At 71.7% G+C, this 24280-nt stretch carries 26 protein-coding genes; 9 read left to right on the plus strand and 17 right to left on the minus strand.

Annotated features, from left to right (window positions below; translation table 11 throughout):
• Positions 1–150: 150 nt before the first annotated feature.
• A complete protein-coding gene (locus tag KME78_RS59445; RefSeq protein ID WP_219539163.1) occupies positions 151–1323 on the minus strand; it encodes a lactonase family protein in 1173 nt (390 codons plus the stop codon).
• A 130-nt stretch (positions 1324–1453) separates the two neighbouring features.
• Between KME78_RS59445 and KME78_RS59450 the strand changes: the two genes are divergently transcribed.
• Positions 1454–1972, plus strand: coding sequence for a SigE family RNA polymerase sigma factor (locus tag KME78_RS59450; protein ID WP_219539164.1), 519 nt, complete (start codon positions 1454–1456; stop codon positions 1970–1972).
• Positions 1969–3066 (plus strand): hypothetical protein, encoded by a 1098-nt coding sequence (locus KME78_RS59455; RefSeq protein ID WP_219539165.1) that lies wholly within the window; start codon positions 1969–1971, stop codon positions 3064–3066. The genes KME78_RS59450 and KME78_RS59455 overlap by 4 nt, the downstream gene beginning before the upstream one ends.
• Before the next feature lie 4 nt (positions 3067–3070).
• Here the strand turns inward: KME78_RS59455 and KME78_RS59460 are convergent, their stop codons facing one another.
• The 3 genes from KME78_RS59460 to KME78_RS59470 are packed head-to-tail and all read right to left on the minus strand — an operon-like array spanning position 3071 to position 6326.
• The gene (locus tag KME78_RS59460) at positions 3071–3847 is read right to left on the minus strand and encodes an ABC transporter permease (protein WP_219539166.1); all 777 of its coding nucleotides are present in this window, start codon (positions 3845–3847) and stop codon (positions 3071–3073) included.
• On the minus strand, positions 3844–5376 hold the full coding sequence (locus KME78_RS59465; protein WP_219539167.1) for an ABC transporter permease subunit: 1533 nt from the start codon (positions 5374–5376) through the stop codon (positions 3844–3846). The genes KME78_RS59460 and KME78_RS59465 overlap by 4 nt, the downstream gene beginning before the upstream one ends.
• Positions 5373–6326, minus strand: a complete 954-nt coding sequence (locus KME78_RS59470) for an ATP-binding cassette domain-containing protein (RefSeq protein WP_219539168.1) — start codon at positions 6324–6326, stop codon at positions 5373–5375. The genes KME78_RS59465 and KME78_RS59470 overlap by 4 nt, the downstream gene beginning before the upstream one ends.
• Positions 6327–6412: 86 nt before the next feature.
• On the opposite strand from KME78_RS59470, the gene KME78_RS59475 reads away from it, so the two are divergent.
• Positions 6413–7597, plus strand: a complete 1185-nt coding sequence (locus KME78_RS59475) for a HAMP domain-containing sensor histidine kinase (protein WP_219539169.1) — start codon at positions 6413–6415, stop codon at positions 7595–7597.
• Entirely contained in the window at positions 7594–8250 is a 657-nt protein-coding gene (locus KME78_RS59480; protein ID WP_219539170.1) for a response regulator transcription factor, read from the plus strand. The genes KME78_RS59475 and KME78_RS59480 overlap by 4 nt, the downstream gene beginning before the upstream one ends.
• Here the strand turns inward: KME78_RS59480 and KME78_RS59485 are convergent.
• From KME78_RS59485 to KME78_RS59500, 4 genes are read right to left on the minus strand one after another with little or no spacing between them, the layout of a single operon-like run.
• Complete coding sequence (locus tag KME78_RS59485; protein ID WP_308127564.1) at positions 8247–8846, minus strand: TetR/AcrR family transcriptional regulator; 600 nt, start codon at positions 8844–8846, stop codon at positions 8247–8249. The two genes, KME78_RS59480 and KME78_RS59485, sit on opposite strands and share 4 nt — an antisense overlap.
• Before the next feature lie 38 nt (positions 8847–8884).
• A complete protein-coding gene (locus KME78_RS59490) occupies positions 8885–9733 on the minus strand; it encodes a hypothetical protein (RefSeq protein WP_219539171.1) in 849 nt (282 codons plus the stop codon).
• A complete protein-coding gene (locus tag KME78_RS59495; RefSeq protein ID WP_219539208.1) occupies positions 9730–10041 on the minus strand; it encodes a PadR family transcriptional regulator in 312 nt (103 codons plus the stop codon). The genes KME78_RS59490 and KME78_RS59495 overlap by 4 nt, the downstream gene beginning before the upstream one ends.
• 49 nt (positions 10042–10090) lie before the next feature.
• Complete coding sequence (locus tag KME78_RS59500; protein ID WP_219539172.1) at positions 10091–10969, minus strand: alpha/beta fold hydrolase; 879 nt, start codon at positions 10967–10969, stop codon at positions 10091–10093.
• Positions 10970–11060: 91 nt separating this feature from the next.
• Here KME78_RS59500 and KME78_RS59505 point away from each other — a divergent pair, with 91 nt between their 5' ends.
• Positions 11061–13016 (plus strand): AfsR/SARP family transcriptional regulator, encoded by a 1956-nt coding sequence (locus KME78_RS59505; protein WP_219539209.1) that lies wholly within the window; start codon positions 11061–11063, stop codon positions 13014–13016.
• 90 nt (positions 13017–13106) lie between these two features.
• Here the strand turns inward: KME78_RS59505 and KME78_RS59510 are convergent, their stop codons facing one another.
• The 5 genes from KME78_RS59510 to KME78_RS59530 form a co-directional block, all read right to left on the minus strand.
• Positions 13107–14267 (minus strand): RNA polymerase sigma factor, encoded by a 1161-nt coding sequence (locus KME78_RS59510; protein WP_219539173.1) that lies wholly within the window; start codon positions 14265–14267, stop codon positions 13107–13109.
• Positions 14268–14270: 3 nt separating this feature from the next.
• Positions 14271–14609, minus strand: coding sequence for a YciI family protein (locus tag KME78_RS59515; RefSeq protein ID WP_219539174.1), 339 nt, complete (start codon positions 14607–14609; stop codon positions 14271–14273).
• Between the two features lie 10 nt (positions 14610–14619).
• Positions 14620–15180 (minus strand): dihydrofolate reductase family protein, encoded by a 561-nt coding sequence (locus KME78_RS59520; protein ID WP_219539175.1) that lies wholly within the window; start codon positions 15178–15180, stop codon positions 14620–14622.
• Positions 15181–15265: 85 nt separating this feature from the next.
• Positions 15266–16498 (minus strand): methyltransferase family protein, encoded by a 1233-nt coding sequence (locus KME78_RS59525; RefSeq protein WP_219539176.1) that lies wholly within the window; start codon positions 16496–16498, stop codon positions 15266–15268.
• Positions 16495–17379: a hypothetical protein gene (locus tag KME78_RS59530; protein WP_308127565.1), complete on the minus strand. Its 885-nt coding sequence runs from the start codon at positions 17377–17379 to the stop codon at positions 16495–16497. Before KME78_RS59530 ends, KME78_RS59525 begins: the two co-directional genes overlap by 4 nt.
• Positions 17380–17454: 75 nt before the next feature.
• Here KME78_RS59530 and KME78_RS59535 point away from each other — a divergent pair, with 75 nt between their 5' ends.
• A complete protein-coding gene (locus KME78_RS59535) occupies positions 17455–18099 on the plus strand; it encodes a TetR/AcrR family transcriptional regulator (RefSeq protein WP_372455131.1) in 645 nt (214 codons plus the stop codon).
• Here KME78_RS59535 and KME78_RS59540 read toward each other — a convergent pair.
• From KME78_RS59540 to KME78_RS59550, 3 genes are all read right to left on the minus strand, one after another.
• Entirely contained in the window at positions 18089–18508 is a 420-nt protein-coding gene (locus KME78_RS59540) for a hypothetical protein (RefSeq protein WP_219539178.1), read from the minus strand. The genes KME78_RS59535 and KME78_RS59540 overlap by 11 nt on opposite strands.
• A gap of 124 nt (positions 18509–18632) precedes the next feature.
• Positions 18633–20510 (minus strand): glycoside hydrolase family 97 protein, encoded by a 1878-nt coding sequence (locus KME78_RS59545; RefSeq protein WP_219539179.1) that lies wholly within the window; start codon positions 20508–20510, stop codon positions 18633–18635.
• 95 nt (positions 20511–20605) lie between these two features.
• Positions 20606–21259, minus strand: coding sequence for a TetR/AcrR family transcriptional regulator (locus tag KME78_RS59550; protein WP_219539180.1), 654 nt, complete (start codon positions 21257–21259; stop codon positions 20606–20608).
• Positions 21260–21316: 57 nt separating this feature from the next.
• On the opposite strand from KME78_RS59550, the gene KME78_RS59555 reads away from it, so the two are divergent.
• The 3 genes from KME78_RS59555 to KME78_RS59565 are packed head-to-tail and all read left to right on the plus strand — an operon-like array spanning position 21317 to position 23751.
• On the plus strand, positions 21317–22756 hold the full coding sequence (locus KME78_RS59555) for an MFS transporter (protein ID WP_219539181.1): 1440 nt from the start codon (positions 21317–21319) through the stop codon (positions 22754–22756).
• Positions 22757–22774: 18 nt separating this feature from the next.
• The gene (locus tag KME78_RS59560; RefSeq protein ID WP_219539182.1) at positions 22775–23338 is read left to right on the plus strand and encodes a Chromate resistance protein ChrB; all 564 of its coding nucleotides are present in this window, start codon (positions 22775–22777) and stop codon (positions 23336–23338) included.
• Positions 23338–23751 (plus strand): YkvA family protein, encoded by a 414-nt coding sequence (locus tag KME78_RS59565; RefSeq protein WP_219539183.1) that lies wholly within the window; start codon positions 23338–23340, stop codon positions 23749–23751. Before KME78_RS59560 ends, KME78_RS59565 begins: the two co-directional genes overlap by 1 nt.
• A gap of 9 nt (positions 23752–23760) precedes the next feature.
• On the opposite strand, the gene KME78_RS59570 is transcribed toward KME78_RS59565, so the two are convergent.
• The gene (locus KME78_RS59570; RefSeq protein ID WP_219539184.1) at positions 23761–24228 is read right to left on the minus strand and encodes a cupin domain-containing protein; all 468 of its coding nucleotides are present in this window, start codon (positions 24226–24228) and stop codon (positions 23761–23763) included.
• Positions 24229–24280: the final 52 nt, after the last annotated feature.

Here is a 24280-nt window from a genome sequence, read left to right on the forward strand (position 1 = left end):
TGGTTCCGCCGCCTGCGCATCCGCTGGGAGATCCGCGACGACATCCACGAAGCGTTCATGACCCTCGCCGCCGCGATCATCTGCTGGCGCCGCCTCGTCCGCTGATCTTTCTGTTAGGACCTCTTAGCGCTCCTCGGGCCGCCCGCCTCCTTACCGTGGGGTCGCGGGGACCGGGCGTACGGCGATGGACTGGCTCCGCGGGCTCAACCCTCCCGTGGCGAACGGTGAGTTCGGGGCCTCCTTCAGGGCGCCGCCCGATCCGATCTCGAACGCGGCCACCTGGTTGGTGTCCCGGATGGCGGCGAAGACGTCCCGGCCGTCCGGGGTGATCGCGACCGCCGCGACCTCGGCGTGGTCGGGAGTGGGGGCCGGGGAGTCGGCGGTCGGCCGGAGCGAGCCGTCGGGGAGGATCGTGAAGCCGAGCAGGCCGCCGGGGGGCGAGTCGGTGTCGGAGTCCTGGCCGGCGACGTACAGGTGCTGCCCGTCGGGCGTGACCTTGAGACCGACCGGGAATTCGGCCGCCGGGAACGGCGATCCGGGCACGGGGGTCAGCGAGCCGTCCACGCCGCGCCGGAACCCCCACACCTGCTGCGGCTCCACCGAGGTCACGTACACGAAGGCGCCGTTGGGGCTGATCGCGATCCCGAAGTTGGCCGGTCCGACCTTCGCCACGTCCTGCGCGGGTCCGAGCGTGCCGTCCGAGCGCATGGCGAATCGGGTGATGACCCGCGGCGGGCTGTCGGCGGTCTCGTCCGTGTCGGCGTACGAGAGGTAGAGGAAGCGCCCGTCGGGGGACAGCACCGTCTGCTTGGGATGGTCCGAGGTGGTCTTGAAGTCGCCGATCCTGATGGGCGTTCCGTCCAGGCCGATCCGGTACGCCGAGATCGTCGCGTCGCCGGCGCCGGTGTTGGTCACGTACAGGGTGCGCCCGTTCGGGGAGATGGTCGCCCCCCACGGCTCGTCGCCGGTCCTGACGATCCGCGGGTCCGGCTGGAGCGCGCCCTGCGCTCCCACACGGAACACCGAAAGCGTGTCGGAGTCGCTGTTGACGACGTACGCGGTGGCTCCGTCCGGGGTGAGGGCGATGCCACGGGGGGTCTCGCCGCCGGTGGACACCGGCTTGCCGAGAAGCCTCAGGGTGCCCTTCGGGCCGATCGCCAGGGAGGAGACGTCGCCGGAGCCCGCGTTCGTGACGTAGAGCACGCCACCGGACGGCGGCAGGACCGGTCCCGCGGCGGCCTGGGCCGGGGCGAAGGATGGGGCGGCGAGCAGGGCGGCGGCCAGGAGGGCACCGCCCACTCGCGTGGACATTCGGATGGACACGACCGACTCCTTATGATTCGTGCGGCCTACACCCGATAGGCGTGCCATCCCGTTCCATCCACGAAATGCGGGGAGGGACTGCAACCTTTCGCGCGACGAGCGGCGTTGCAAGGGGCGAGAGGAGATCACGTTGGATCGTCATGACGGCTTCCGCGAGTTCGTGCTCGCCCGCCAGCAAGCGCTGATGCGGAACGCGTACCTGCTCACGGGAGACGCCCACCTCGCCGAGGATCTGCTGCAGAGCGTCCTGATCAAGGTTGTCGGGCAGTGGTCCAAGCTGTCCAAGGGCGGCAACCCCGAGGCGTACACGCGCAAGGCGCTGGTCAACCAGTACATCTCCTGGAAGCGCCGGCCGCGTCCCGAGTCGCCGAGCGCCGACTTGCCCGAGCACGGCACCTCCCACGACGGAGCCGCGCTCGACCGGATCGTGCTGCGCCAGGCGCTGGCCAAGTTGACCCCCAAGCAGCGTGCGGTGGTCGTGCTGCGGTTCTGGGAGGACCTCACCGAGGCGCAGACGGCCGAGGTGCTCGGCTGCGCGGTCGGCACCGTGAAAAGCCAGGTCCATCACGCGCTGGCCCGCCTGCGCATGGTCGCGCCCGAGCTGGCGCACCTGCTGTCCGATTCCGAGATCGAGGAGGTGATCCGATGACGAGGCTGCGTGAGGCGCTGAACGACCTCGCCGACGAGGCCCCCATGGTGAGCCTGGTCGACCTGGCCATCGCGGGCCACCGGCGCAGGCGGCGCACCACCCGGACAGTGGCCGCGGTCGCCGCGGTCGTGGTGCTGCTGGGGGTTGGGACCGCCGCCGCGTCGCTGCCGTGGTCGTGGGGCGACCGCACGGCCACGCCGCGGAGCGCTGACACGGTGCCCGACCTGCCCGACGGCAAGGTGGGGTTGATCGGCAGCGCGTACCGGTCACCCTGCGAGGTCAAGGTGAGCGGGCAGCTCGACTGCAGTGCCGTCGAGTGGCGGGTGGTCACCCGCGCCGGCACGACCTACCGGGTGCCGCAGGCGCTCGTCAGCACCACCAAGACGAGGCGCGTACCCCTCGCGATCAGCCGGGACGGGCGCAAGCTCGCCTACTACAGCCGTACGGCCCAGGCGCACGTGGTCCGCGACCTGATGACCGGATCCGAGGTGTCCTCCCCGGTCACGGTGAAGGAGGAACGGATCGGCATAGGCTCCACGCTCGTGGTCTCCGACGACGGCCGCTACGTGGTCTTCGACCCGCGTGAAGGGAGCAAGGAGCCCGGGCTGCTGATCGACGTGCGCACGGGCAAGACCGTGCCGGTGCCCGGCAAGTACGAGACGGTCAGCATCAAGGACGGTGTCGCCGAACTGGTCCGGTACATCAAGACCGACTTGTGGCTGATGCCCGTCACCGGTGGAGGCGCGCCGGTGCGCTTCCGTGGCACGTTCATCATGTTCAGCGAGCTCGCCCCGGACGGCCGTACGGTGGCCGCCGTCGAGTTCCGGGACCTGAAGAAGCGCACTCTCACCCTGCTCGACGCCAAGAGCGGGCGGACCCTGCGGAAGGTGGCCATCCGCGGCCTGCCGACAAACGGTAGCCTCTGGGGCACCTCGATCTGGCAGAGCGGATCCGAGGTCACCATCGCCTTCCTCGGCGACAAGGATTCCTTGTTCACCTATGCCGTCGACGTCCGCACGGGGCAGATCCGGCAGCTGGCCCGCCAGACCGGCAAGTCCTCGTTCGTGACCTTGCCGGGCGACGCCGCCGGTTAGGAGGTCACGCGTCGCGCAGCCGTAACAGCAGCCCCCCACCCAGGAGCGCGGCGGCGGCCCATGCGGCGAGTACGCCGAGCCCCGCCCATGGGCTGAGGGGCAGGGTGGACAGGTGGGTGGTGGCCTGGACGGCGAGCCCGGCGTTCATCGGCGAGAGCTGCCAGAGGAGCTTCTGCCAGGCCGGGTCGGCGATCATGAAGGGCAGGATCGACAGGACGTAGAGCAGGCCGAGCACGGCTCCGATCGCCGTCGCCGAGTCCCGTACGGCGGCGGCGACGCCGAGGCTGAGCAGGGCGATCAGCGCGAGGTAGAGGACCGAGCCGAAAGCGGCGCGCAGCATCGGCCCCTCGGCCAGCGACAGCATCGGGCTGCCGGGGCCGCGGGTGAAGCCGTTGTCGAGCAGGACCCGCCGCCCGACCGTCATCGAGGCGAGCACGGCGACGCTGCCCGCGGCCAGCGTCAGCCCGGTGACGACGGCCGCCTTGGCGGCCAGGACGGTGACCCGGCGCGGCCTGGCCGTCAGAGTGGTGCGGATCATGCCGGTGCTGTACTCGCCGCTGATCGCCAGTACGGCCAGGATGGCGACCATCGCCTGGCCTACCTGGACGCCGAAAAGACTGATCTTGGCCGGGTCGTAGTCGCATCCGGCCGACGTACAGGACACGGCGGCGGCCGCCACGACGCTCACGGTGACGGTGAGGATGACGAGCCCGAGCAGCAGCCAGCCGGTGCCGGCCACGGTACGGAGTTTTGTCCACTCCGCGTGCAGTTGTTGTCTCATGCGTCCCTCCGGCGGAGTTGGAAGGCGGCCAGGCCCAGAGCGAGCGCGGCGTAGCCGCAGAGCACGGCGAGGCCGGCCCAGGGTGCCAGCGGGTAGTAGCCGGCCGACGGGGCGTAGTTGCCGAGCACGTGCGCGTACTCGGGAATGCTCTGCTGGATCGCGAAGCCGGCGGCCGGGGTGAGCCGCAGCAGCCACTGCGCCGCGCCCGAGGGCAGGATGGAGGCGGTCGCGAGGATGTAGGGGACGACGATCACCAAGATGGCGGCGATGACCGAGGGGACGCTGCGCCGGAACAGCGTGCCCACGGCGAGCGCGAGGACGGCGGCGGCGGCGAACAGCACCGCCGTGCCGACGACGACGCGTAGTTCGGTGAACGCGGTCACCGGGAGGATGTAGTTGCCGTTGGCGCGCAGGACCTGCCCGCCGAACGTGACCGCGGCCGTGGTGGCGGCCAGTCCGGCGACGAAGGTGACCGTGCCGATCGCGAGGGCCTTGGCCGCGAGCGTCCGGCCGCGCCGCGGCCCGGCGAGCAGGGTGGTGCGGATCAGGCCGCGCCGGTATTCGGCGGTGATGAACATGACCGCCACCACGATCACCACGATCAGCCCGGTCAGGACGCCGGTGAGGGTGTTCTCGATCTGCCGGCCGTCCGACAGGGGCGCGATGTCGCCGACCCCGGTCACGGTGTACGTGCTGCCGGACTCCTTGAACCCGCCCGGATGGTGCGCCGACCCATCGGGATTCAGGGTGACTCCGACATCGTCGGGCCGCCACGCACCGCCGCCGACCGGCCCCTGGAGACTGACCTGGTCGAAGACCGCGGTGGCCTCGGCGAAGCGCGAGGCTGCGCTGGACCCGCCGAAATCGCCCTGCGTCACGGTCAGGTCGCCCGGAGAGGCGGCGAACAGCCCGACCTGCACCGTGGCCGGCAGTCCGGTCAGGCGCGCGGTGCCGACCTGGCTCCACTGCCGGCCGTCGGTGGACTCGTAGCCGGTGAGCTCCTCGCCGGAGCGGGTGAGCCGCAGCCAGCGCGGGGACTGCTTCGAGACGCCGCCCGGGCGGCCGGCCACGTCGTGGGTGAAGTCGTGCTGCATCCGCACCCCGTGCTTGCCGGTGATCATCACCGCCGCGTAGGCGGAGCCCTGCTTCATGCTCTCCTTGATCATGATTCCGGCCTTCGCCCACGGCACGACCCCGGAGATGACCCGCCGGTTCGCCGGGTTGGCGTCAGGCAGGCGGATTTGGCCGGTCATGGAGGTCACGCGGACGGTGATGCTGCCGTCCCCGTCCAGCGGCCGGTGGACGAAGTAGAACTTGTCCTCCACCGCCTCGCCGTCCGGCCCCACCGGGACGGCGGGGCAGACGCCGCTCGCACCGCCGCACGACTGGTGGCTGCCCGAGGCGGACAGCAGCCCAAGCAGCACGGTGACCAGCGCCGCGGCCGCCATGGCGAGCACCCAGCCGCGGACCGTCCGGAACTTGGTCCATTCGGCGCGCAGCAGCCGCGCGAAAAGGACGGTGGTCCTCATCGCGTCGCCTCCTGCCCGGCGGCGCGGAACTCGACGGCGTCCCGGGTCAGCTCCAGGTACGCCTCCTCGAGCGTCGCGCGATGCGCCGACACCTCCGAGAACGGCACGGCGTACCGGTTGAGTAGCGCCACGATGTGCTCGCCCGTCAGACCCGTCACGGTCAAGGCGTCGCGGCCGGTGCCGGTGCCGGTGCCGGTCCCAGCGCCGGTCACGGTGGCGCCGGCCTGCGTCAGCGCCGCCATCGCCTCCGACGGCGCCGAGGTACGCAGGCTGACCCGGCCGCCGGAGGCGGTCGCGAGCAGGCCGGCCACGCTGGTGTCGGCGACCACCCGGCCGCGGCCCACCACGACGAGGTGGTCGGCGGTGTCCTCGAGCTCGCTCATCAGATGGCTGGACACCAGTACGGCGCGGCCTTCGGCGGCCAGCGACCGCAGGAACCCGCGCATCCAGATGATGCCCTCGGGATCGAGGCCGTTGGACGGTTCGTCGAGCATGAGCACCGGCGGGTCGCCGAGCAGCGCGGCGGCGATGCCGAGTCGCTGGCGCATGCCCAGGGAGAAGCCGCCCGCCTTGCGCTGGGCCGCCGAGCCGAGCCCGACCTGCTCGATCACCTCGTCGACGCGTCCGGCGCCCAACCCTTGGGAGTGGGCCAGCCACAGCAGGTGGTTGCGGGCGGTACGGCTGGGCTGCAGGGCCGAGGCGTCCAGCAGCGCGCCGACGTGACGCAGCGGGTCGCGCAGGCCGGTGTACGGCCGCCCGCCCACCAGCGCGCTGCCCTCGTCGGCCGCGTCCAGGCCGAGGATCACCCGCATCGTGGTGGACTTGCCCGCGCCGTTCGGGCCGACGAAACCGGTGACCTGCCCCGGTGTCACGGTGAAGGACATCCCGTCCAGCGCCATGGTGTGGCCGAACCGCTTGCGCAGCCCGGCGACTTCGATGGTTGCTCGCATGGGTTCGGTTCTACGGACGTGCCCATAACGCGGGCCGAACGGAGGCTGTCATGCCGTTGTTAGGTCCGGCACGGCATCCTGGAGCGATGAGGAAGCTGCGACGCCTGGCACTGGCCGGCCGCCCCGTACGGCTGCGCTTCACCGCCCTGTACGGTGCCCTGTTCCTGCTGTCCGGCGTCGGGCTGCTGGCCATCACCAACCTCGTGAGCCTCGGGTCGCGGATCAACTCCCCCGTCGCGACGCCGCCGGGCGAGCAGCTGACACTCGGGGCCGCCCAGGAGCTCATCGGCCGGCTCCAGAGCCGGCTGTCGGAGATACAGGCGCTCCAAGCGCGCCAGCTCCTGATCGGCTCAGCGGTCGCGCTCGCCGTCATGGCCGTGGTGTCGGTCGTGCTGGGCCGGATCGTCGCGGGCCGGGTGCTGCGACCGCTGCGGACGATCACCGCGACCACGCGGCGGATCTCCGCCGACAACCTGCACGAGCGGCTGGCCGCGCCGGGCCCCGCCGACGAGGTGAAGGACCTGGCCGACACCATCGACGGGCTGCTGGAGCGCCTGGAGGGCTCCTTCGCCGCGCAGCGCCGCTTCGTCGCCAACGCCTCGCACGAGCTGCGTACCCCGCTGGCGACCATGCGGGCCTCGCTGGACGTGGCCGTGGCCAAGCCGGAGCCCGTACCGGCGCAGACGCTCGCGCTGGCCGACCGGATCCGCGCCGAACTCGACCAGGTGGACCGGCTTCTGGAAGGCTTCCTCATGCTCGCCCGCACCCAGCACGGCGCCCTGTCCGACCGGGCGAGGCTCTCGCTCGGCCACGTGGTGTCCGCCGCCCTGGTCGCCCGGGCCGCCGACATCACGGCCAAGCACCTGACCGTCCACGACGGCGACGTCCACGATGACGCCTGGACGCAGGGCAGCCGGACGCTCCTGACCCGCATGGCCGACAACGTGATCGACAACGCGATCACCCACAACCACGACGGCGGCTGGATCCGGCTGACCACCACGGCCGACGGCGCGAGCGCGCTGCTCGTGGTGGAGACGAGCGGACAGGTGCTCGATCAGGAGCAGGTCGCCAGGCTGGCCCAGCCGTTCCAACGGCTCGGCACGGACCGGACAGGCTCCGGCGACGGCTCCGGGCTGGGGCTGTCGATCGTCGCGGCCATCGCCGCGGCGCACGGCGGCGACCTGGACCTGCGTGCCCGGCCCGAGGGCGGCCTCCGGGTCGCCGTCTCGCTGCCGCTGGCGCCGGCGCGGGCGGGTGTCGCGGCGTGAGGGTGCTGGTGGTCGAGGACGCGCGCGCCCTCGCCGCCGTCCTGGTCGAGGGCCTGGGTGATCAGGGCATGGCCGTGGACGTGGCGTACGACGGGCTGGAGGCGGCGGCCAAGCTCGACCTCAACACCTATGACGTGGTCGTGCTCGACCGGGACCTGCCGGGGATCCACGGCGACACCCTCTGCCAGATGATCACCGAACGCGACGACCGCGTCATGGTCCTGATGCTGACCGCGGCCGGCGCGCCGGGCGACCGGGTCAGCGGTCTGACCCTGGGCGCCGACGATTACCTCGCCAAGCCGTTCCACTTCCCCGAGCTGGTCCTGCGCATCCGCTCCCTGGCCCGCCGCCGGCCCGCCGCCCGCGCCCGCGTCCTGCGCGCGGCGGGGCTCGAACTCGACCCGCTACGCCGTACGGCCACCCGCGACGGCAACCGGCTCGACCTGTCGGTCAAGGAGTTCGCCCTGCTCGAAGCCCTCCTGCGCGCCACCCCGGCCTTCCTCAGCACCGAGGACCTGCTGGAACAGGTCTGGGACGAGCACGCCGACCCGTTCACCAACACCGTGACCGTCACCATCGGCCGCCTGCGCCGCAAACTCGGCGACCCGCCGATCATCACCACCATGCCCGGCGTGGGCTACCGCATCGGCTAGGAGCCGTCGGCGGACAGGGAGTCCAGCCAGCCGACCAGGCGGGCGCACTGCCGCGTCATGACGTCGGGCTCGCGCAGGGCGTTGGCCAGCAGCGACATGCCCTGGTAGGCGCCCACCAGCGTCTCGGCGAGCCCGCCGGGATCAGGCAGCCCGAGCTCGCGGAACTGGCGTTCGGCCCAGTCCAGCAGCACCCGGATGGCCTTGCCCGCCGCCACGTCCAGGCCGCCCTCGGTACGCTTGTCCAGCTCGGCGGCCAGCGTCCCGGTCGGGCACCCGTAGCGGGCCGCGACTTCGCGCTGACTCGCCCACGCTTCCACCAGCCCCTTGAGCCGCTCCCTCGGGTCGTCAAGGTCATCCAGTTGGCCGGTGAGCAGACCCAGTTGCCGGACGTGCTCGGTGAGCGCGGCCGCGACCAGATCGTCCTTGGTCTTGAAGTAGTAGTACACATTGCCCACCGGGACGTCGGCGGCGTGGGCGATGTCGGCGATGGTGGTGCGCTCCGCGCCCTGCTGGTGCACGACCCGGGCGGCGGCGGCCATCAGCCGCTCCCGCTTGGCGGACGCGGCCCGCACCCGGGGGCTTTTCGAGTCAGTCACCTAACTAACTATAGTCGCCGGGCAATCGGATGGGGCGGTCAGATCCTGCGTCTGGCACGACGAGCCGCCACCGCCGAAGCGATCACCAGCAGGGTGAGCAGCCCCCAGTAGGCGAAGCCCTTCCTGCCGTGCGCGGGCAGGTTCTCCGCCAAATAGGCCAGGCCCGGGATCATATAGATGGCGGCGGCGAGTGACCACCGGGCGTCCCTGGCCGCCACGGTGGCCCAGAGCACGGCACTCAGCGCCAGCACCTCCACGCCCGACCGGAACAGCAACCAGGGCAGTTCCTCCGGGAAGGAGAAGTCGACGTACTGCAGCGTCCAGCAGAGCACCGGGATGAGCAGCCACAACCACGACCGCGCGGGCAGCGCCTTCCCGCGCCGTCCTATGACCAGGACGGCCAGCCCGGCCACGATCACCACGTGGGGGACCACGTTCGACATCTCGACGTAGGCCGGTCCGAAGCGGGGGACGCCCATCCGGCCCAAGAGACCGCCGGCCTGGAAGGCGGCCACGGTCGCGAGCGGCAGCGCCAGCAGCAGCCGGCCGCGGGTGATCGCCACCATCAGCAGGATCGCGAGCGCGGTCCAGATCGGCCGGATCAGGTGGGGCAGGACGTCGACCTTCATCGCGTACGTGGTCGTCGCCACGGCCAGCACACCGAGATGCAGGCCGTCGGCCCACCAGGGCGCGCGGGACCTGGCGTCTCTGGCGTGGGCGGCGAAGCCCCCCGCCAGGAGCGGGAGCGCTTCGCGGATCGCCGGACGGCGGGCGCCCGGGGCGGCCGCCTCCATCAGCGTGTTGAGGAGCTCATCGCCGTGCTGCTCCCGGTAGGCACGGGGATAGGCCCAGAGCAGGCGGCGGTAGCGTCGTTCGAGGACGTTCACGTGCCCATCACCGTGATCTGGCTGGTCACGACGGCCGCGGCGCTCTGGAGCCGGACGGCCTCCGCGCGCACCGCGGCCGTGCCCTCTTCGGTGATCCGGTAGTAGCGTCTGGCCCGCCCGTCGACGATCTCCTCACGGTCGATCACCACCAGTCCGGCCTCGGCGAGCCGGTCGAGCGCGCCGTACAGGGTGCCGACGGCGAGCTTCACGCGTCCCGAGGACTGCTCGCCCGCGCGTTTGATGATCCCGTAGCCGTGGAGCGGCTTCTCCAGCAGTGCGGCGAGGATGAAATACGTCGCCTCTGTCATCTTGGTCACGCGGGCAGAATATATCGAATGCCGAAATATATCGGGCGATTTAGCGAATAAGGAGGTCGCGGAGGGCCTTGGCGATGTCGGCGGGGGCTTCTTCGGCCATGAAGTGACCGCAGGTGACCGTGTCATGCCGCAGGTCGGGCGCCCAGGCGCGCCACCGGGCGGCCGCGTCGAAGCCAAGGGCGGCGCCCCAGTCCTGCTGGAGTACGGTGACCGGCATCCGCAGCCGGTTGCCGGCGTCCCGGTCGGCCTGGTCGTGGACGACGTCGATGCCCGCGGAGGCGCGGTAGTCGGCCACGATCGACGGGACCGCGTCGCGGCAGGCGGCCAGGTACGCGGCCCGGACCTCGGCGGGGATCGCCTGCGGGTCGGTGGCCCAGATGTCGAGGAAGTGGCCGAAGAAGGCGTCCGAACCGGCGGCGATCAGCTGCTCGGGCAGGCCCGGCGGCTGGGCCATCAGGTAGAGGTGGAAGCCGACGGCGGCACTGACGCCGTGCATCACGTCCCACATGTCCAGGGTCGGCAGTACGTCGAGGCAGGCCACGTGCGTGATCGTCTCGGGGTGATCGAGGGCGGCACGGAAGGCGACCAGGGCGCCGCGGTCGTGCCCGGCCAGCGCGAAACGGTCATGTCCCAGCGCGCGGGCCAGGGCGACGATGTCGGCGGCCATGGTGCGCTTGGCGTAGGTGGTGCCGCCGGTCTCGGCGGGTTTGTCGCTGGCGCCGTAACCGCGCAGGTCGGGACAGATCACGGTGTGGTCGGCCGCGAGGTCGGCGGCGACGTGCCGCCACATCAGGTGGGTCTGCGGGAAGCCGTGCAGCAGCACGATCGGCGTGCCCGAGCCGGCGACGGCCGTGTTCAGGGACACACCGTCGGCGACAGGGACGCGCCGGTAGTCGAAGCCGGCGATGGCAGGCGTCATGGTCGAGCCCTTTCCGTGGGTGAGCGGGTGCCTCCAGCCTGCCGGGCGGCGATGAGCATCGGATGAGCGCTATAACGTGGCCGGGGTGGCGATGACGCGGAAGGTGTTCGGGGTGCTGGGGCCGGTGACGGCCTGGGACGATGCCGGGGAGGCGATCGCCTTGAAGGGGCCGCGGCACCGCGCGGTGCTGGCCCGGCTGATCGTCGCCCGCCGCCGCGTCGTCCCGGTCTCCCACCTGGTCGAGGACCTGTGGCTCGATCCGCCGCCGGGCGCGGTGGGTGCGGTACGCACCTTCGTGGCCGCGCTGCGCCGCGCGCTGGAGCCCGAGCGCCCGCCGCGCACCGCGGCGCGGCTGCTGGTCACCGAAGGGCCGGGGTACGCCCTGCGCGCGGAGCCGGACGCGGTGGACGCCTGGCGGTTCGAGCAGGCGGTGGCCGCGACGCTGCCGCCCGAAGACCTGCTCGCCCGGCTGGAGGAGGCGCTGGGATGGTGGCGCGGGCCCGCTTACGCCGAGTTCGCCGAGGAGGACTGGGCCCGGGCGGAGCGTTCCCGCCTCGCGGAGCTGCGGCTGCGGGCGGTGGAACGCCGGGCCGAGGCACGCCTCGCCCTGGGCCTCGCCGCCGAGGCGGTGCCGGATCTGGACGCGCACGTGGCCGAGCATCCCTGGCGCGAGGACGCCTGGCGGCTGCTGGCTCTCGCGCTGTACCGTACCGGCCGCCAAGGGGACGCGCTGGCGGTGCTGCGCCGGGCACGAACGCTCCTGGTCGAGCAGCTGGGGGTGGATCCGGGCCCGGCACTGCGCGGCCTGGAGACCGACATCCTGCACCAGTCGGGCCACCTCGACCCGGCCGGCGCGGCGGGCCGGGTGTGGGCGCAGACGGCCGCCGCCTATGACCGGACCGTGGCGTCCGGCGCGCGGGCGCGGCTGGAGTCGACGGTGGGACTGCTGCGTAATCTGGCGGTGACCGGGGGCGGCGGTCTGGAGGCCGCCCGCCGGTACCGCGGGGCGGCCGTCGCCGCGGCGGAGGAGCTGGGCGACGCGGAGTTGACCGCCCGGGTGATCGGCGCGTACGACGTACCGGCGATCTGGACCCGCTCGGACGACCCGGAACAGGCGGCCCAGATCGTGGCGGCGGCCGAACGCGCCCTGGCCGCCCTCCCACCCGCCGCGCACCAGGCGGCGCGGGCCCGGCTGCTGGCCACGATCGCCCTGGAGTCACGCGGCACCCGTGCGGAGCGCGGGCCCCGGGCGGCGGCGCAGGCGGAGGAGATCGCCCGCCGTCTGGACGATCCGGCGCTGCTGGCGTTCGCCCTCAACGGCGTGTTCATGCAGACCTTTCACCGGGCCGGTCTGGCGCCGCGCCGGGACGAGCTCGGCGCCGAGCTGGTCGCCCTGTCCGCCCGGCATGGCCTGGTCACCTTCGAGGTGCTCGGGCACCTCGTCCGCCTGCAAGCCCGCAGCGCGCTCGCGGACTTCCCCGGCGCCGACGAGCACGCGGCCGCCGCCGACCGCCTGGCCGAACGGCACGAGCTGCCGCTGGCCGGCGTGTTCGCCCAGTGGTACCGGGCGCTACGGCTCGCCGCCACCGAGCAGGCACCGGTGGCGGAGGCGGCCTACCGCGCGGCCGCCGCGCGCCTGGAAGGTGCCGGCATGCCCGGACTGCAGGCCGGGCTGTTGCCGCTCGCGCTGCTCTGCCTGCGCCTGCGGCACGCACGGCCCGCCCAGACCGACGAGGGCATCGACTGGGGACCCTACGAGCCGTGGGCCCGTCCCCTGGTGCTGCTGGCCCAGGACCGCCCGGGCGAGGCCGCGGCGGCACTGCGCCTGGTCCCGGAACCGCCCCGCGACCTGCTGTACGAGGCGCTGTGGTGCCTCGCCGCCCGGGCCGCCATCGCCGTCGGCGACCGGGAGACGATGGAACGCGCCCATGCCGAGCTGCTCCCCGCGGCGGCGGAGCTGGCGGGGGCGGGCAGCGGCCTGCTCACCTTGGGCCCGGTCTCCGGACACCTCGACGACCTCACCACCGCCCTCCGCCGCCCCCGGTGAGCTCGCACCACACACTCTCCCCGACCGTCACCCGACCGCGCCGACACTCGGGGAGCCGGCGCTCAGGGACCCGAAGCGAGGCGAGGCGGGTCACAGGTCGGTGAGGCGGTGGTTGAGGAAGCGGCGCTCGGCCTCGGTGGTGGCGAGGTCGAGCGCTCTTCGGTACGCCGCCCGCGCCGCCGCCGGGTCGTCGAGGCGCCGCAGGAGTTCGGCCCGGGTGGAGTGGAAGTAGCGGTAGTCGTCGAGGTGGAGCGCGTCGACGATCGCCAGCGCCGCCCGCGGCCCCTCGATCTCGGCGATCGCCACGGCCCGGTTGAGCTCGACGATCTCGGAGCCCGTCAGTTCATGTAGGCGGCCATAGAGCGCGGCGACGGCCGGCCAGTCGATCCGTTCCTCGGTCTGCAAGGCGGCGATGGCCGCCTGCACCGCGTAAACGCCGCGAGCGCCGACCCTGACAGCACGGTCGAGCAGCGCCCGCCCTTCCTCGATCTGGGCGATGTCCCACAGGCGGCGATCCTGCTCGTGAAGCAGGACGATCTCGCCGTCGCGCACGCGGGCCGCGCGACGGGAGTCGTGCAGCAGCATCAGCGCCAGCAGCGCGACGGCCTCAGGCTCGTCGGGCATGAGGCCGAGCAGTATCCGGCCCAGCCGGATCGCCTCCGCCGCGAGGTCGGCCCGGCCGTCGCCGTACCCCTGATTGAAGATCAGATAGAGCACCGCGAGGACCGCTCCCAGGCGGCCGGGCAGGAGGTGGTCGTGCGGGATCGCGAACGGGATCGCCGCCACCCTGATCTTGTTGCGCGCGCGGGAGAGGCGGCGCTTCATCGTCTCGTCGTTCACCAGGAACGCCCGGGCGATCTCCGGGGTGGACAGGCCGCCCAGCGCGCGCAGGGTGAGCGCGACCTGGGCCTCGGTCGCCAGCGCCGGGTGACAGCACATGAAGAAGAGTTCGAGGCGTTCGTCGGGGATCGTCGTCTCATCCATCGTGATCTCCGCGGGTTCCGGGCGATCCAGCAGCCGGGTCTTCTCCGCGCGGGTGCGGTCGCGACGCAGGCGGTCGATCGCCCGGTTGCGTCCGGTCACCACGAGCCAGGCTCCCGGATTGTCCGGCGGCCCGTCACGCGCCCAGCGCTCGGCGGCGATGACGAACGCCTCCTGCGCGGCCTCCTCGGCGAGGTCGATGTCGCCGAGGAAGCTCACCAGAGCGGCCACCACACGCGCCCACTGGTCGCGGAAGACCTCCTCGAGCACGGCCTACCGCTCCACCAGCGGCCGTACTTCGACCGAACCGCCGAGGCGGGCGGCCGGGATCCGGGCGGCGAGTTCCAGCACGGAGTCGAGGTCGATCGCCTCGACGAGGTAGTAGCCGCCGAAGATCTCCTTGGTGTCGGCGAACGGCCCGTCGGTCAGCAGCAGTTCGCCGTGCTCGACGCGGACGGTGGTCGCGGTGTCGGCGGGCTGGAGCCGTTCGCCTCCGAGGATGCGTTCATCCTTCGTCAGCGCGATGTACTCGGCGCTGATGGCGGCTCGCTGGTCCTCGCTGAGGCCGTCGTAAGCGCCGGGGCGTTCGTTGATCAGCAGTGCGTACTTCAACGGTGGTCTCCTAAACGCGGTCGTAGACGAGGCGGACGGCATGGCCCGTCCTTTCGGCGGCCGCGAGGTTCAGGCCGATGGGCTGTCCGGGCTGCTCGAACAGGCGCCGGCCCTGACCGAGCACCGTCGGGAAGACCAGCAGCCGGTATTGGTCGATCAGGTCGGCCGCGCGCAGCGCATCGACGATGCTAGCGCTGCCGGCGACCACGACATCCTGGCTCCGCCCGCGCTTGGACACCTCGTCGACCAGGTCGCCCCGCAGGAGGGTGGAGTTGCGCCAGCCCTCGACGTCGTCCAGTGATCGTGAGGCGACGAGCTTGGGGATGGCGTTCATCTTCTGGGAGAACTCGTCCTCCCTGGCGGGCCAGATGCCGGAGAACAGCTGCCAGGTGACGCGGCCCAGCAGCATGACTCCGGTGTCCAGCACCTCGCCCAGCTCGAACTTGTCGCCGGCCACGGCTTCGGGCCCGTAGCGGAAGGCCCATCCTCCCCACGGCGAGCCGGCCGACCCGTCCGGGTCCTCGATGACCCCGTCGAGGGTGATGAACTGGATGGCGATGACCTGACCCATGACCTTGGACCTCCTGGAAGCCGATTTCTCGGTCACAGGACGAGCCGGAACGCCTCCAGGGGACAGGCAGAGACTGTGATCTAGGTCACAACAGCTGCGCCCGTGCGGGGCCGGCGCCGAAGGCGTCCGCGCACAGCTGGGCGAACCATCCCAACCCCGGCAACAGGAGCAGCCAGCCGAGGAGCGCCCAGCCCAGGTGGAGGTGCTGGGCCACGTGGGCGAAGGCCGCCACTCCCTGGGCGCGCAGCCCGTCGGCGCGTTCGTAGGTCATCCGGCGCAGGCCGCCCGGATGGCCCTCGGCGGGCCGGATCCGCAGCGAGACCGGCCGCCGGTGGGCGATCCACCGGCCGAGTGCGCCGCATCGATCGCAGGTCGCGGCCACGTAGACGTCGGCGGGCGGCAGGCCGGCGTAGGGGCGGGTCCGGGGCAGCCAGGGGCGTACCTGGTCGCGGTAGGCCGCCCAGTCCCGGCCGTGCCGGGTGGCGAGCTGGGTCCCTTCGTGCCAGGAGGCGAGCCCGGCGCCGTAGGCGAGGCAGATCGCCGTGGCGGCGGCGAAGCGGAGGTCGAGGACCGCGAGCACCAGGTAGGCGCCCGCCATGGAAGCCTGCATGGGATTGCGCACGTAGGCGTACGGCCCGCTCGTGACCAGGCGTTTCGGCGGGTCGTACGGCACCGGCGTCCCTCCCCCGGCGACGGCGAACTCGCGGACGGCGGCCAGGCCGAACAGCAGCGGCACGGCGAGGATCTGGGCCAGCAGCCCGATCACCCACTCGGGCTGCCGCCACACGCCGGTGAGCGCGACGGGCGCGCCGAGCATGAGCCCGCCCGCGAGGACCACCTGAAGCGACGCGCGCCAGCCGAGCCGGCGGTCCGCGGCGGTCCAGCGGGCCAGCAGCAGGCCGGGCAGCAGGCAGAGCGCGATCGCGACGGCCTCGCCGTACAGCCAGCCGTGACCCAGCAGCACAATCGGCTCGGCCAGCGGCATCACACCCAGGTCCAGCCAGGCGAACCCGGCCAGGACCAGCGGGAGCGGGTAGGCCCGCGCCGTGTGCGCGGGCAGCGCACCCCACAGCAACGCCCAGCCCAGCAGCAGATCGACGGGGATGCCCGCGACGACGGCGCCGTCGGCGGCGAAGCGCCACCAGCCCGCGTACGGGGCGAGGACGTTCACGATGGTGAGGGTGAGCAGGTTCCACGCCGTGGCAAGGATCATCGCGGCGACGTCCCGTTCCCCCGGCCGCCGTACGATCGCCGCGATCCAGACGGCGGCCAGCGGGACGAAGAGCGCGACACCGCGGATCAGCGCGGGGTCGTTCACGGAGCGAAGGTCCTGGCCAGATAGCCGGCCGCTTCGGAGACCGCGTAGCGCTGGAGCGGGCCGAAGTACCAGCCCGGGTCGAAGGTACGGCGATAGCCGAGGGTCAGCTTCAGCTCGCCGCCTCGCCAGTCGAACGTCGCCCGGCGCAGGTCCATCCAGCGGGCGACGGTGGTGTCCGCCACCACGGCGAACACCACCCGCCCAGGCGAGCGCTCGCTCACGCGCAGGGTCATGGACCGGGGTTCGAGGGGAGCGCCGATGCCCAGGGAGCGGCGCGGTGTGAAGAAGATCTTCCGGGTGTCGCCGACGGCCAGCCCGGTGCCTTCGGCCCGTAACGGCCGGGGGAAGCCGAGTGCCAGGAACCACGACTCCACCGGCCCGAATCGTGGTTCGGCGGCCAGCGCCCGTTCGACGTCCGTGGTTCCAGTGGCCCGGGTGACGGTGACCTCGTTGTCACGGGGCAGCGAGGCCGCCGTGCCCTCCAGCATGGCGGCGATGAGGAGCGGCGCGAGGAAGAGGTTCATCCGCCCGTTGCCGTCACCGCGCCTGCCGGAATCGATGAACAACCCGACGATCGCGCCGACGAGGTAGAACAGCGGCGCGGCCATGACCAGGCAGACGATCCCCTCGCCGAGCAGCGGACCGGCTAAAGCCAGGGCCACGGTGATGGACGCCATGACCATGCCGGTGGTGCTGCGGGCCCGGGCGGTGAGGGCGACGGTGATGGCGATCACGGCCGGGATGCCGACGTAGAACAACGCCGTCTGCTCCAGATGCCCCTCGTGCAGAACCCTGTAGAGCAACATCGCCGCGAACAGCGCGGCCAGCACCCCGGCCAGCGTGCGCCGCGCTCTCAACTGCGGTCGGGGGTCAGGCTCCACGAGCACCTCTTAATCGCGAGATTTAATCAGGTGATTAAACTGTACGATGAGGGCGCGGGATTCTGTCAAGCGGGGGTGCGGGTGGCCGGAAAGCAGCAGTCGGGTGTGGAGACTCGCGATCGGCTCATCGACGCCGCGGCCGAGACGATCCGGAGCCAGGGCTACGCCGGCACCAGCGCGCGGGCCATCGCCAAGGCCGCGGAGGTCAACTCGGCGCTGGTCTTCTACCACTTCGGCGGCGTCGACGCGCTGCTGCTCGCCGCGCTGGACCGGTCGTCGGAGCAGCGCATGGCGGCCTACCGGCAGGCCGTGGAGAAGGCCGGCACCCTCGAGGAACTCGTCCAGACCGCGAGCGAGATCTACCGGGCCGACCTCGAAGGCGGGCACATCACCCTCTTCTCCGAGATGGTCGGTGCGAGCATCGCCCGGCCCGAGCTCCGCGCGGAGATCACCGCGCGGTCCGAGCCCTGGATCGACTTCATCGAGCAGGCCCTGGACCGGGTCATCGGGGGGTCGCCGCTGGCCAAACTGCTGCCCCCGCGCGATCTCGCGTACGCGGCGATCACGTTCTATCTCGGCGTCAACCTCTTCACCCACCTCGACGCCGACCGCACCCGGACCGAGGCCCTGTTCAACCTGGCCGAACGGGTGGCACCCCGCGCGAGGCTGCTCACCATGCGCCTCCCCGGCCGCCGCAAGCCGAAGGCTGTTACGGAATGACGATAGAAAATGCCCGGTCTTCCCACATGTGCGGCTTTCCAGTAATGACAAGGAATGTGTCCGACCGGGTGCCGCAGACGGGGTCCGGCCACATGGACACCCGGATTCCATAGTCGAAGGACGTATACTGCAGCGTGGCCGACGGAACAAGCCTCGTGACGTCCAGTTCCTTGTCCGCCAACTCGACGCAGTAGCGCCCGGTGGCCGGCTTCGTGACCCCGGCGATCCCCTTGGCCCGGTTGATGCTTCCGTCGGCGTTGACCACGGCCGCCGCCTGCGCGTACGGAGCCGTCACCTTGGTCGGGGTGGCGATGGTCGCCGCCGCGGCCCCGGCGCCCGCGACCGCCGCGACGAGGCCGGCCGTCGCACTCGCCCAGACAAAAACGCGCATTTTCTTATTCGCCAGCATGCCATTCCCTTTCAAGAGCACTGCAGTTAGGCATGAATATGCAGTACGTCTCGATGGGCCCATGCGTATCGCGGGTGGTGGCGAAGTAAAAGTAGTGAATTACGGAGTTGGTCGCCGCGGAGGTTTATCGGTCGCAGGTCGTGATCCCCGGATGCCAGCGGCAGGCGATCGCCGCGTACCCGCCCTCGGCCGGCACCGCCACCACGAGCCGGCCGCGCGGCCCGTCGACCATCTGGCTCTCCCGCACCAGGCCGGTCGGACCGTCACGTACCACCTCGACCAGCCACCGCCCGCGAAGCATGCCGAGCGCGACGTCGAGCGTCCGGGCAGCGCCGGAGATCCCGGCGCCCACGAACCACCGGTCACCGCTGCGCCGGGCCAGCACCACGTGGTCGGCCGGGCGGCCGGACAGCAGGCGCGTCTCGTCCCAGACCGTGGGCACCCGTTCCAGGAAGCGTTCGGCCTCCGGCCGCGCCTGGTAGGACTCCACGGTGCCGGCCAGGTCCTGCAGACCGGACTCGTACGTCATGGCCAGGCCCAGCTCATGGGCATCGGAAGTGGGCCGGGACGGACGCTGGAAGGCCATCGGGGTGTAGTCCATCGAGCCGACGACGTTCCTGGTGAACGGCAGGGTCGTCAGGTGGGAGGTGGTGAGGGTGCGCTTCTCGCCGCCGTGCACGCCTTCCATGGTCATCACCTGCGGCCAGGTGCGGTGGATGCCCTTGGGGATGGTCGAGCCGTGGAAGTTGACCATCAGGTGGTTCGCGGCGGTGGCGGGCAGGATCTCGTCGTACCAGCGCAGCCGCTCCTGCGACTCCGCGTCCATGAAGTCGATCTTGACGCCGCGTACGCCCCACTTCCGCAGGGTGGGCAGCCACAGGGCGCGCTCCTCCGGCGTGTCCAGGTCCCGGAAGTGGATCCAGACCACGATCTCCACGCCCTTGCCGCGCCCGTACTCGACCAGTCGCGGAATCCAGCTCGTGGTCGGCCATTCCGGGTCGGTGACGTCCCACTGGTCCTTCAGGAAGTACCAGCCCGCGTCCACCGCCACGTACGGCCAGCCGCGGACGGAGGCGTAGTCGACGAACCCCTTCTGCAGTTCCAGGCTCTGCCCGGCCTCCCTGCCGCCGGCGAGCCAGGTCCACAGCACCTGGCCGGGCTCGATCCAGGAGGTGTCGCGGACCTTGGAGTCCGGCGCGAGGTCGTCCACCAGCGTGGACTCGGTGACCGTGGCCAGGTCCCCGACGATCATGACTCGCCACGGGGTGGCCAACGGCCCGCTGACCTGGACCTGCGGATCCCATAACTGCAGGCGGTACGTGCCGGTGCCCTGCTCGTGGGAGAGCCTGGGACCGGAGTAGCGGCCGTCGAGGTCGGACTCGGTGACAAGGAGATAGGTGCCGCCGCTCTCGAACAGGGCGGGCACCATGAAGTCGGCCGCGGGCGCGCTCTGGACCGGATACTGCAGGAACGGGTTCTCGTAGTCGCGGCGATGCAGGGCCAGCCAGGCGGTGGCGTCCTGCGCGGGCGTGAACGCCGAGGTCTCGCGCAGGACCGCGCCCTGGTCATCCGGCAGCCGGTAGCGGTAGGCGACACCGTCGTGGGCGACCCTGACGACCAGGTCGAGGCGGGCGCCGGCGGCGTTCTCGAAGGTGAAGGCGGCCTCACGCATGAGGGCCCACCGCTTGAGGCGCTTGCCGACCGTGGTGGTGTAGTGCTCGGCCACCACCCGGTCGCGGCGGTGCAGGAACCGCAGGCCCTGCGACAGGTCGGCCCGCTCGGTGACGATGCCCGCGGGGCTGGGCTCCAGCACCCGGACGCCACCGCGGGTCACGGCGAGGGTGAGGGTGCCCGCCTGCGGGTCGAGCGCGAGCTCCGCGGAGGGGCCGCCGGGGAAGCCGGTGATCTTCCAGCTTCCCCGGGCGGCCGCCTGGGCGGGCAGCGCCGGGAGGAGGCCGAAGGCGAGGAGGAGAGCGACGCACAGACGGATCAACGCGACCATGGGAGCTCCTGCGAGCCACATACATCGGATGTGTGCCCGGATCGTAACCCGTAGATCGTCGCTTGACCAGCGCCACCCATCGAGCCCGAACAGGGTCAGCGGCGAGGCGCGAGGAACCCGTCGACCACGCGACGGGCCTTGTCCCCGGCATCCTTGTCGCCCAGGCGCAACGCGGTGTTCGCGGCCGTGAACACCGCGTCGATCTGAAAGGCCGCCAGGTCGGCGTCCAGGTCGGCGATCTCGCCGGAGCCGACGGCTTGCCGCAGCTCGCCGGCCAGGAGCGCGAGCCAGCCCTGGTGATGCCGGACCAGCGCGTCGCGGACCCGCCCCGGCCGGCTGTCGAAGTCGGGGAGGTTCGCCGCCCAGAAGCAGCCGCCCGCGAACAGCGGTGTCTCGGCGTAGGAGAGCCAGTGTTCGGTCAGCGCGCGCAGCCGGGCGGCGCCGTGGGGCGCGGCCGAGGCGGGGTGGACGACCGCGTCGAGGAACGCCTCGCGGGCCGACGCGACGGCGGCGACCTGCAATTTCTCCTTCGTCCCGAAGAGGGTGGCGACGCCGCTCTTGCTGAGCTTGAGGTCGCCGGCCAGCCGGCCGATGCTGAGCCCGTTGAGCCCCTCCAGCGACGCGACGTCGACGGCGTGCCGGGCGATCGCCTGCCTGGTCCGCGCGCCGCGCAGGAGCCGCAGGTCGGAGGTCTCCGCCTCCACCGGCTCGGACGAGCCCAGGTCCGACCGTTGTGCCAGCTCGCTCATGGCCCCATCCTGCCACACGCTTGCCATAAGTGTACGAACGATCGTACGCTCACTTTCGTGACTGACACCACCCAAGAATCCGTGACACCCGCGCCACCGACCACGCCATGGGGTGCGGTGTCGATCGTGCTGGTCGGCGCGTTCATGGCGACCCTCGACGCGTTCATCGTCATCGTCGCGGGACCGGCGATCCAGGCCGACCTCGACACCTCCGGCGGCGAACTGCAGTGGATCCTGGCCGGCTACCAGCTGACGTTCGCGGTGTTCCTCATCACCGGTGGCCGCCTCGGCGACCTGCACGGCCGCAAACGGACCTTCATCGCCGGCCTGGCGCTGTTCACCCTGGCGTCGGCCGCGTGCGCCCTCTCGCAGACGGCGCCCGCCCTCATCGCGGCCCGTCTCGTCCAGGGCCTGGGCGCCGCGTTGATGCTCCCCCAGGTGTACGCCGTCATCGCCGTGCTGGTCCCCGAGAAGGAACGGCATCGCGTCTTCGGCGTCCTCGGGGTCGTCCTCGGACTCGCCACCATCGGCGGTCAGGTCGTCGGCGGCCTGCTGATCAGCGCCGACCTGTTCGGCTCCGGCTGGCGGCCGGTGTTCTGGATCAACGTCCCGATCGGGCTCATCGCGATCCTGCTCACCGCCGGGCGCATCCCGGAATCCAGGGCGGCGCTCGCCCGCAAGCTCGACATCCCGGGCGTCGTCGTGCTCAGCGTCGCGCTGTTCCTGCTCGCCTTCCCGCTCATCCAAGGCCACGAAGCGGGCTGGCCCTGGTGGACGTGGGCCAGTATGGCCGCGAGTGCGCTCGGTCTCGCCCTCTTCGTCTCCATCGAACGCCGGACCGGAAGGCTCGGCGGCGACCCCCTCCTGAGGGTCTCCCTCTTCGCCACCCGGTCGTTCTCCGTCGGCATCGTCCTCGTCCTCGCCGTCTACGCCGTCATCACCTCCTACTACCTCGTCCTGTCGATCGCGCTGCAGGACGGACTCGGCCTGTCGGCCCTCGGAGCAGGGCTGGTCTACACCCCCGCGGCGGTGACGTTCTTCGTCTTCAGCATGATCGCCGGTCGGCTGGTGCCGAAGTACGGCCGCCGCGTCCTGGAGATCGGCGCGATCGTGCTCGCGCTCGGGTACGCGGCGACCGTGACCGTCCTGACGTCCGGCCTGCCGTTCACGCCGGTGGTCGTCATCCCGACCCTCATGCTGCAGAGCGTGGGCGGTGGGCTGCTCATCACGCCGTCACTCAACGCGGTCCTGACCCGCATAGACCCCGACGACGCGGGCATCGCCTCCGGGGTGCTGTCGACCGCGCAGCAGGTGGGCGGCGCGCTCGGCGTCGCCATCATCGGCGTGGTGTTCTTCAACACCTTCGACCCCGCCGACGGCGACCGAACCGCCGCGGCGGCCCACGCACTGGCGATGTCCTCGGTCTTCACCTGCACCGTCGCGATCGTCGCGGCCGTCCTGGTGCGTCTGCTGCCCAAGACCAGGGCGCCGATGTAACGGATGTAACATGCGTCTGTGACGGACACTACGGAAGACCAGGGCTGGCTGTTGATCAGCGTGTCCACCGCCGGCGCCGCCGGGACGTTGCGCGTGCAGGTGTGGCGCAAGCTGCGCTCGCTGGGCGCGCTGTACCTGCAGCAGTCGGTGTGCCTGCTGCCCGAACGCGCCGAGACCACCCGGCAGGCGCGCCGTCTGCTCGACCGGGTGCACCAGCAGGGCGGCACCGGCCGGATCCTGCGCATGGCCATCACCGACCCGGCCGAACGCCGGCAGATCATCGGCGAGTTCAACACCGCGCGCGACGCCGAGTACGCCGAGGTCCTGGAGCGCCTGCCCGCCTTCCGTGCGGAGCTCGAGCACGAGCGTTCCCGTGGCCGCACCACCTACGCCGAGGTCGAGGAGTCCGAGGCCGATCTGGAGCGCTTCCGCTCCTGGCTGGCCAAGATCGCCGCGCGGGACTACTTCGCCGCCCCCACCGGCGCGGCCGCCCGCGCGGCCGTCGAGGACGCGGCCGCCGACCTGGCCGCCTTCGAACAGGCCGCCCTGGCCGCCGAGACACCCATCGAGAGCGAGCGGTGATGACCGGGACATGGGGATGGGATCTGTTGATCGGGATCGCCGCCGCGTTGCTGGTCACCTGGCTGGCGCTCATCGCCACGCTGGCCATCGTGCGGCCCCGTGGTGGACTGCTGCGCGAGGCGCTGCGGCTGCTGCCCGACGTGCTGCGCCTGGTACGCCGCCTGGCCGCCGATCCCGTCCTGCCCCGAGGGGTACGGGTGCGGCTCGCGCTGCTGCTGGCCTACCTGGCCTTCCCCCTTGACCTGATCCCTGACTTCATCCCCGTGCTCGGCTACGCCGACGACGCCATCATCGTCACCGTCGTCCTGCGCTCAGTGGTACGACGGGCCGGTCTGCCGGCCGTGCGCCGCCACTGGCCGGGCACCGACGACGGCTTCGCCGCGCTGTGCCGCCTGACCGGCCTGACCCCATGAGGGAGACCTTCAGTCGGGAAGTCTCATCTCCAGCCCGTAGCGGAGCCCGACCTCCGTCACCGCCTTCAGGCTGGGCAGCGGATGCTCCGACGGCGGGGCCTCCCTGGTCGGCGCCAGCTCGCCCACCTCGGCGAAGAACCGGTCGATGCCGCCGGGAGAATAGATCACGAGAAGGCGCGCATCGGTGAGGGGCTCGAAGCGCTCCCACGTTCTCTCGGGGATGTAGAAGAAGGACCCGGCACCACCTTCCACCACCTGATCGTCGATGTGCATGCGGACCGTTCCTTCCAGAACGTAGATCATCTCCGAACCAGGGTGCGTGTGCGGCGGCGGACCCATGCCGGCCGGGACGGTCATCTCGACGACGCTCACGCCGCCGCCCGTCTCGCCGCCCGCGGCCTTGATCTCGTAGAGACCGCCCATCACCCAGTACGCGTCCCCGCCCCCGGGCTTCCGAGCGATTACGTTGTCCGCCATTTCATCCCCCCTAGGAGCAATATCATTCGGTAATCACCACACGACCAGGAGT

The sequence above is a fragment of the Nonomuraea guangzhouensis genome (assembly GCF_019396345.1).
Taxonomy (GTDB): Bacteria; Actinomycetota; Actinomycetes; order Streptosporangiales; family Streptosporangiaceae; genus Nonomuraea; species Nonomuraea guangzhouensis.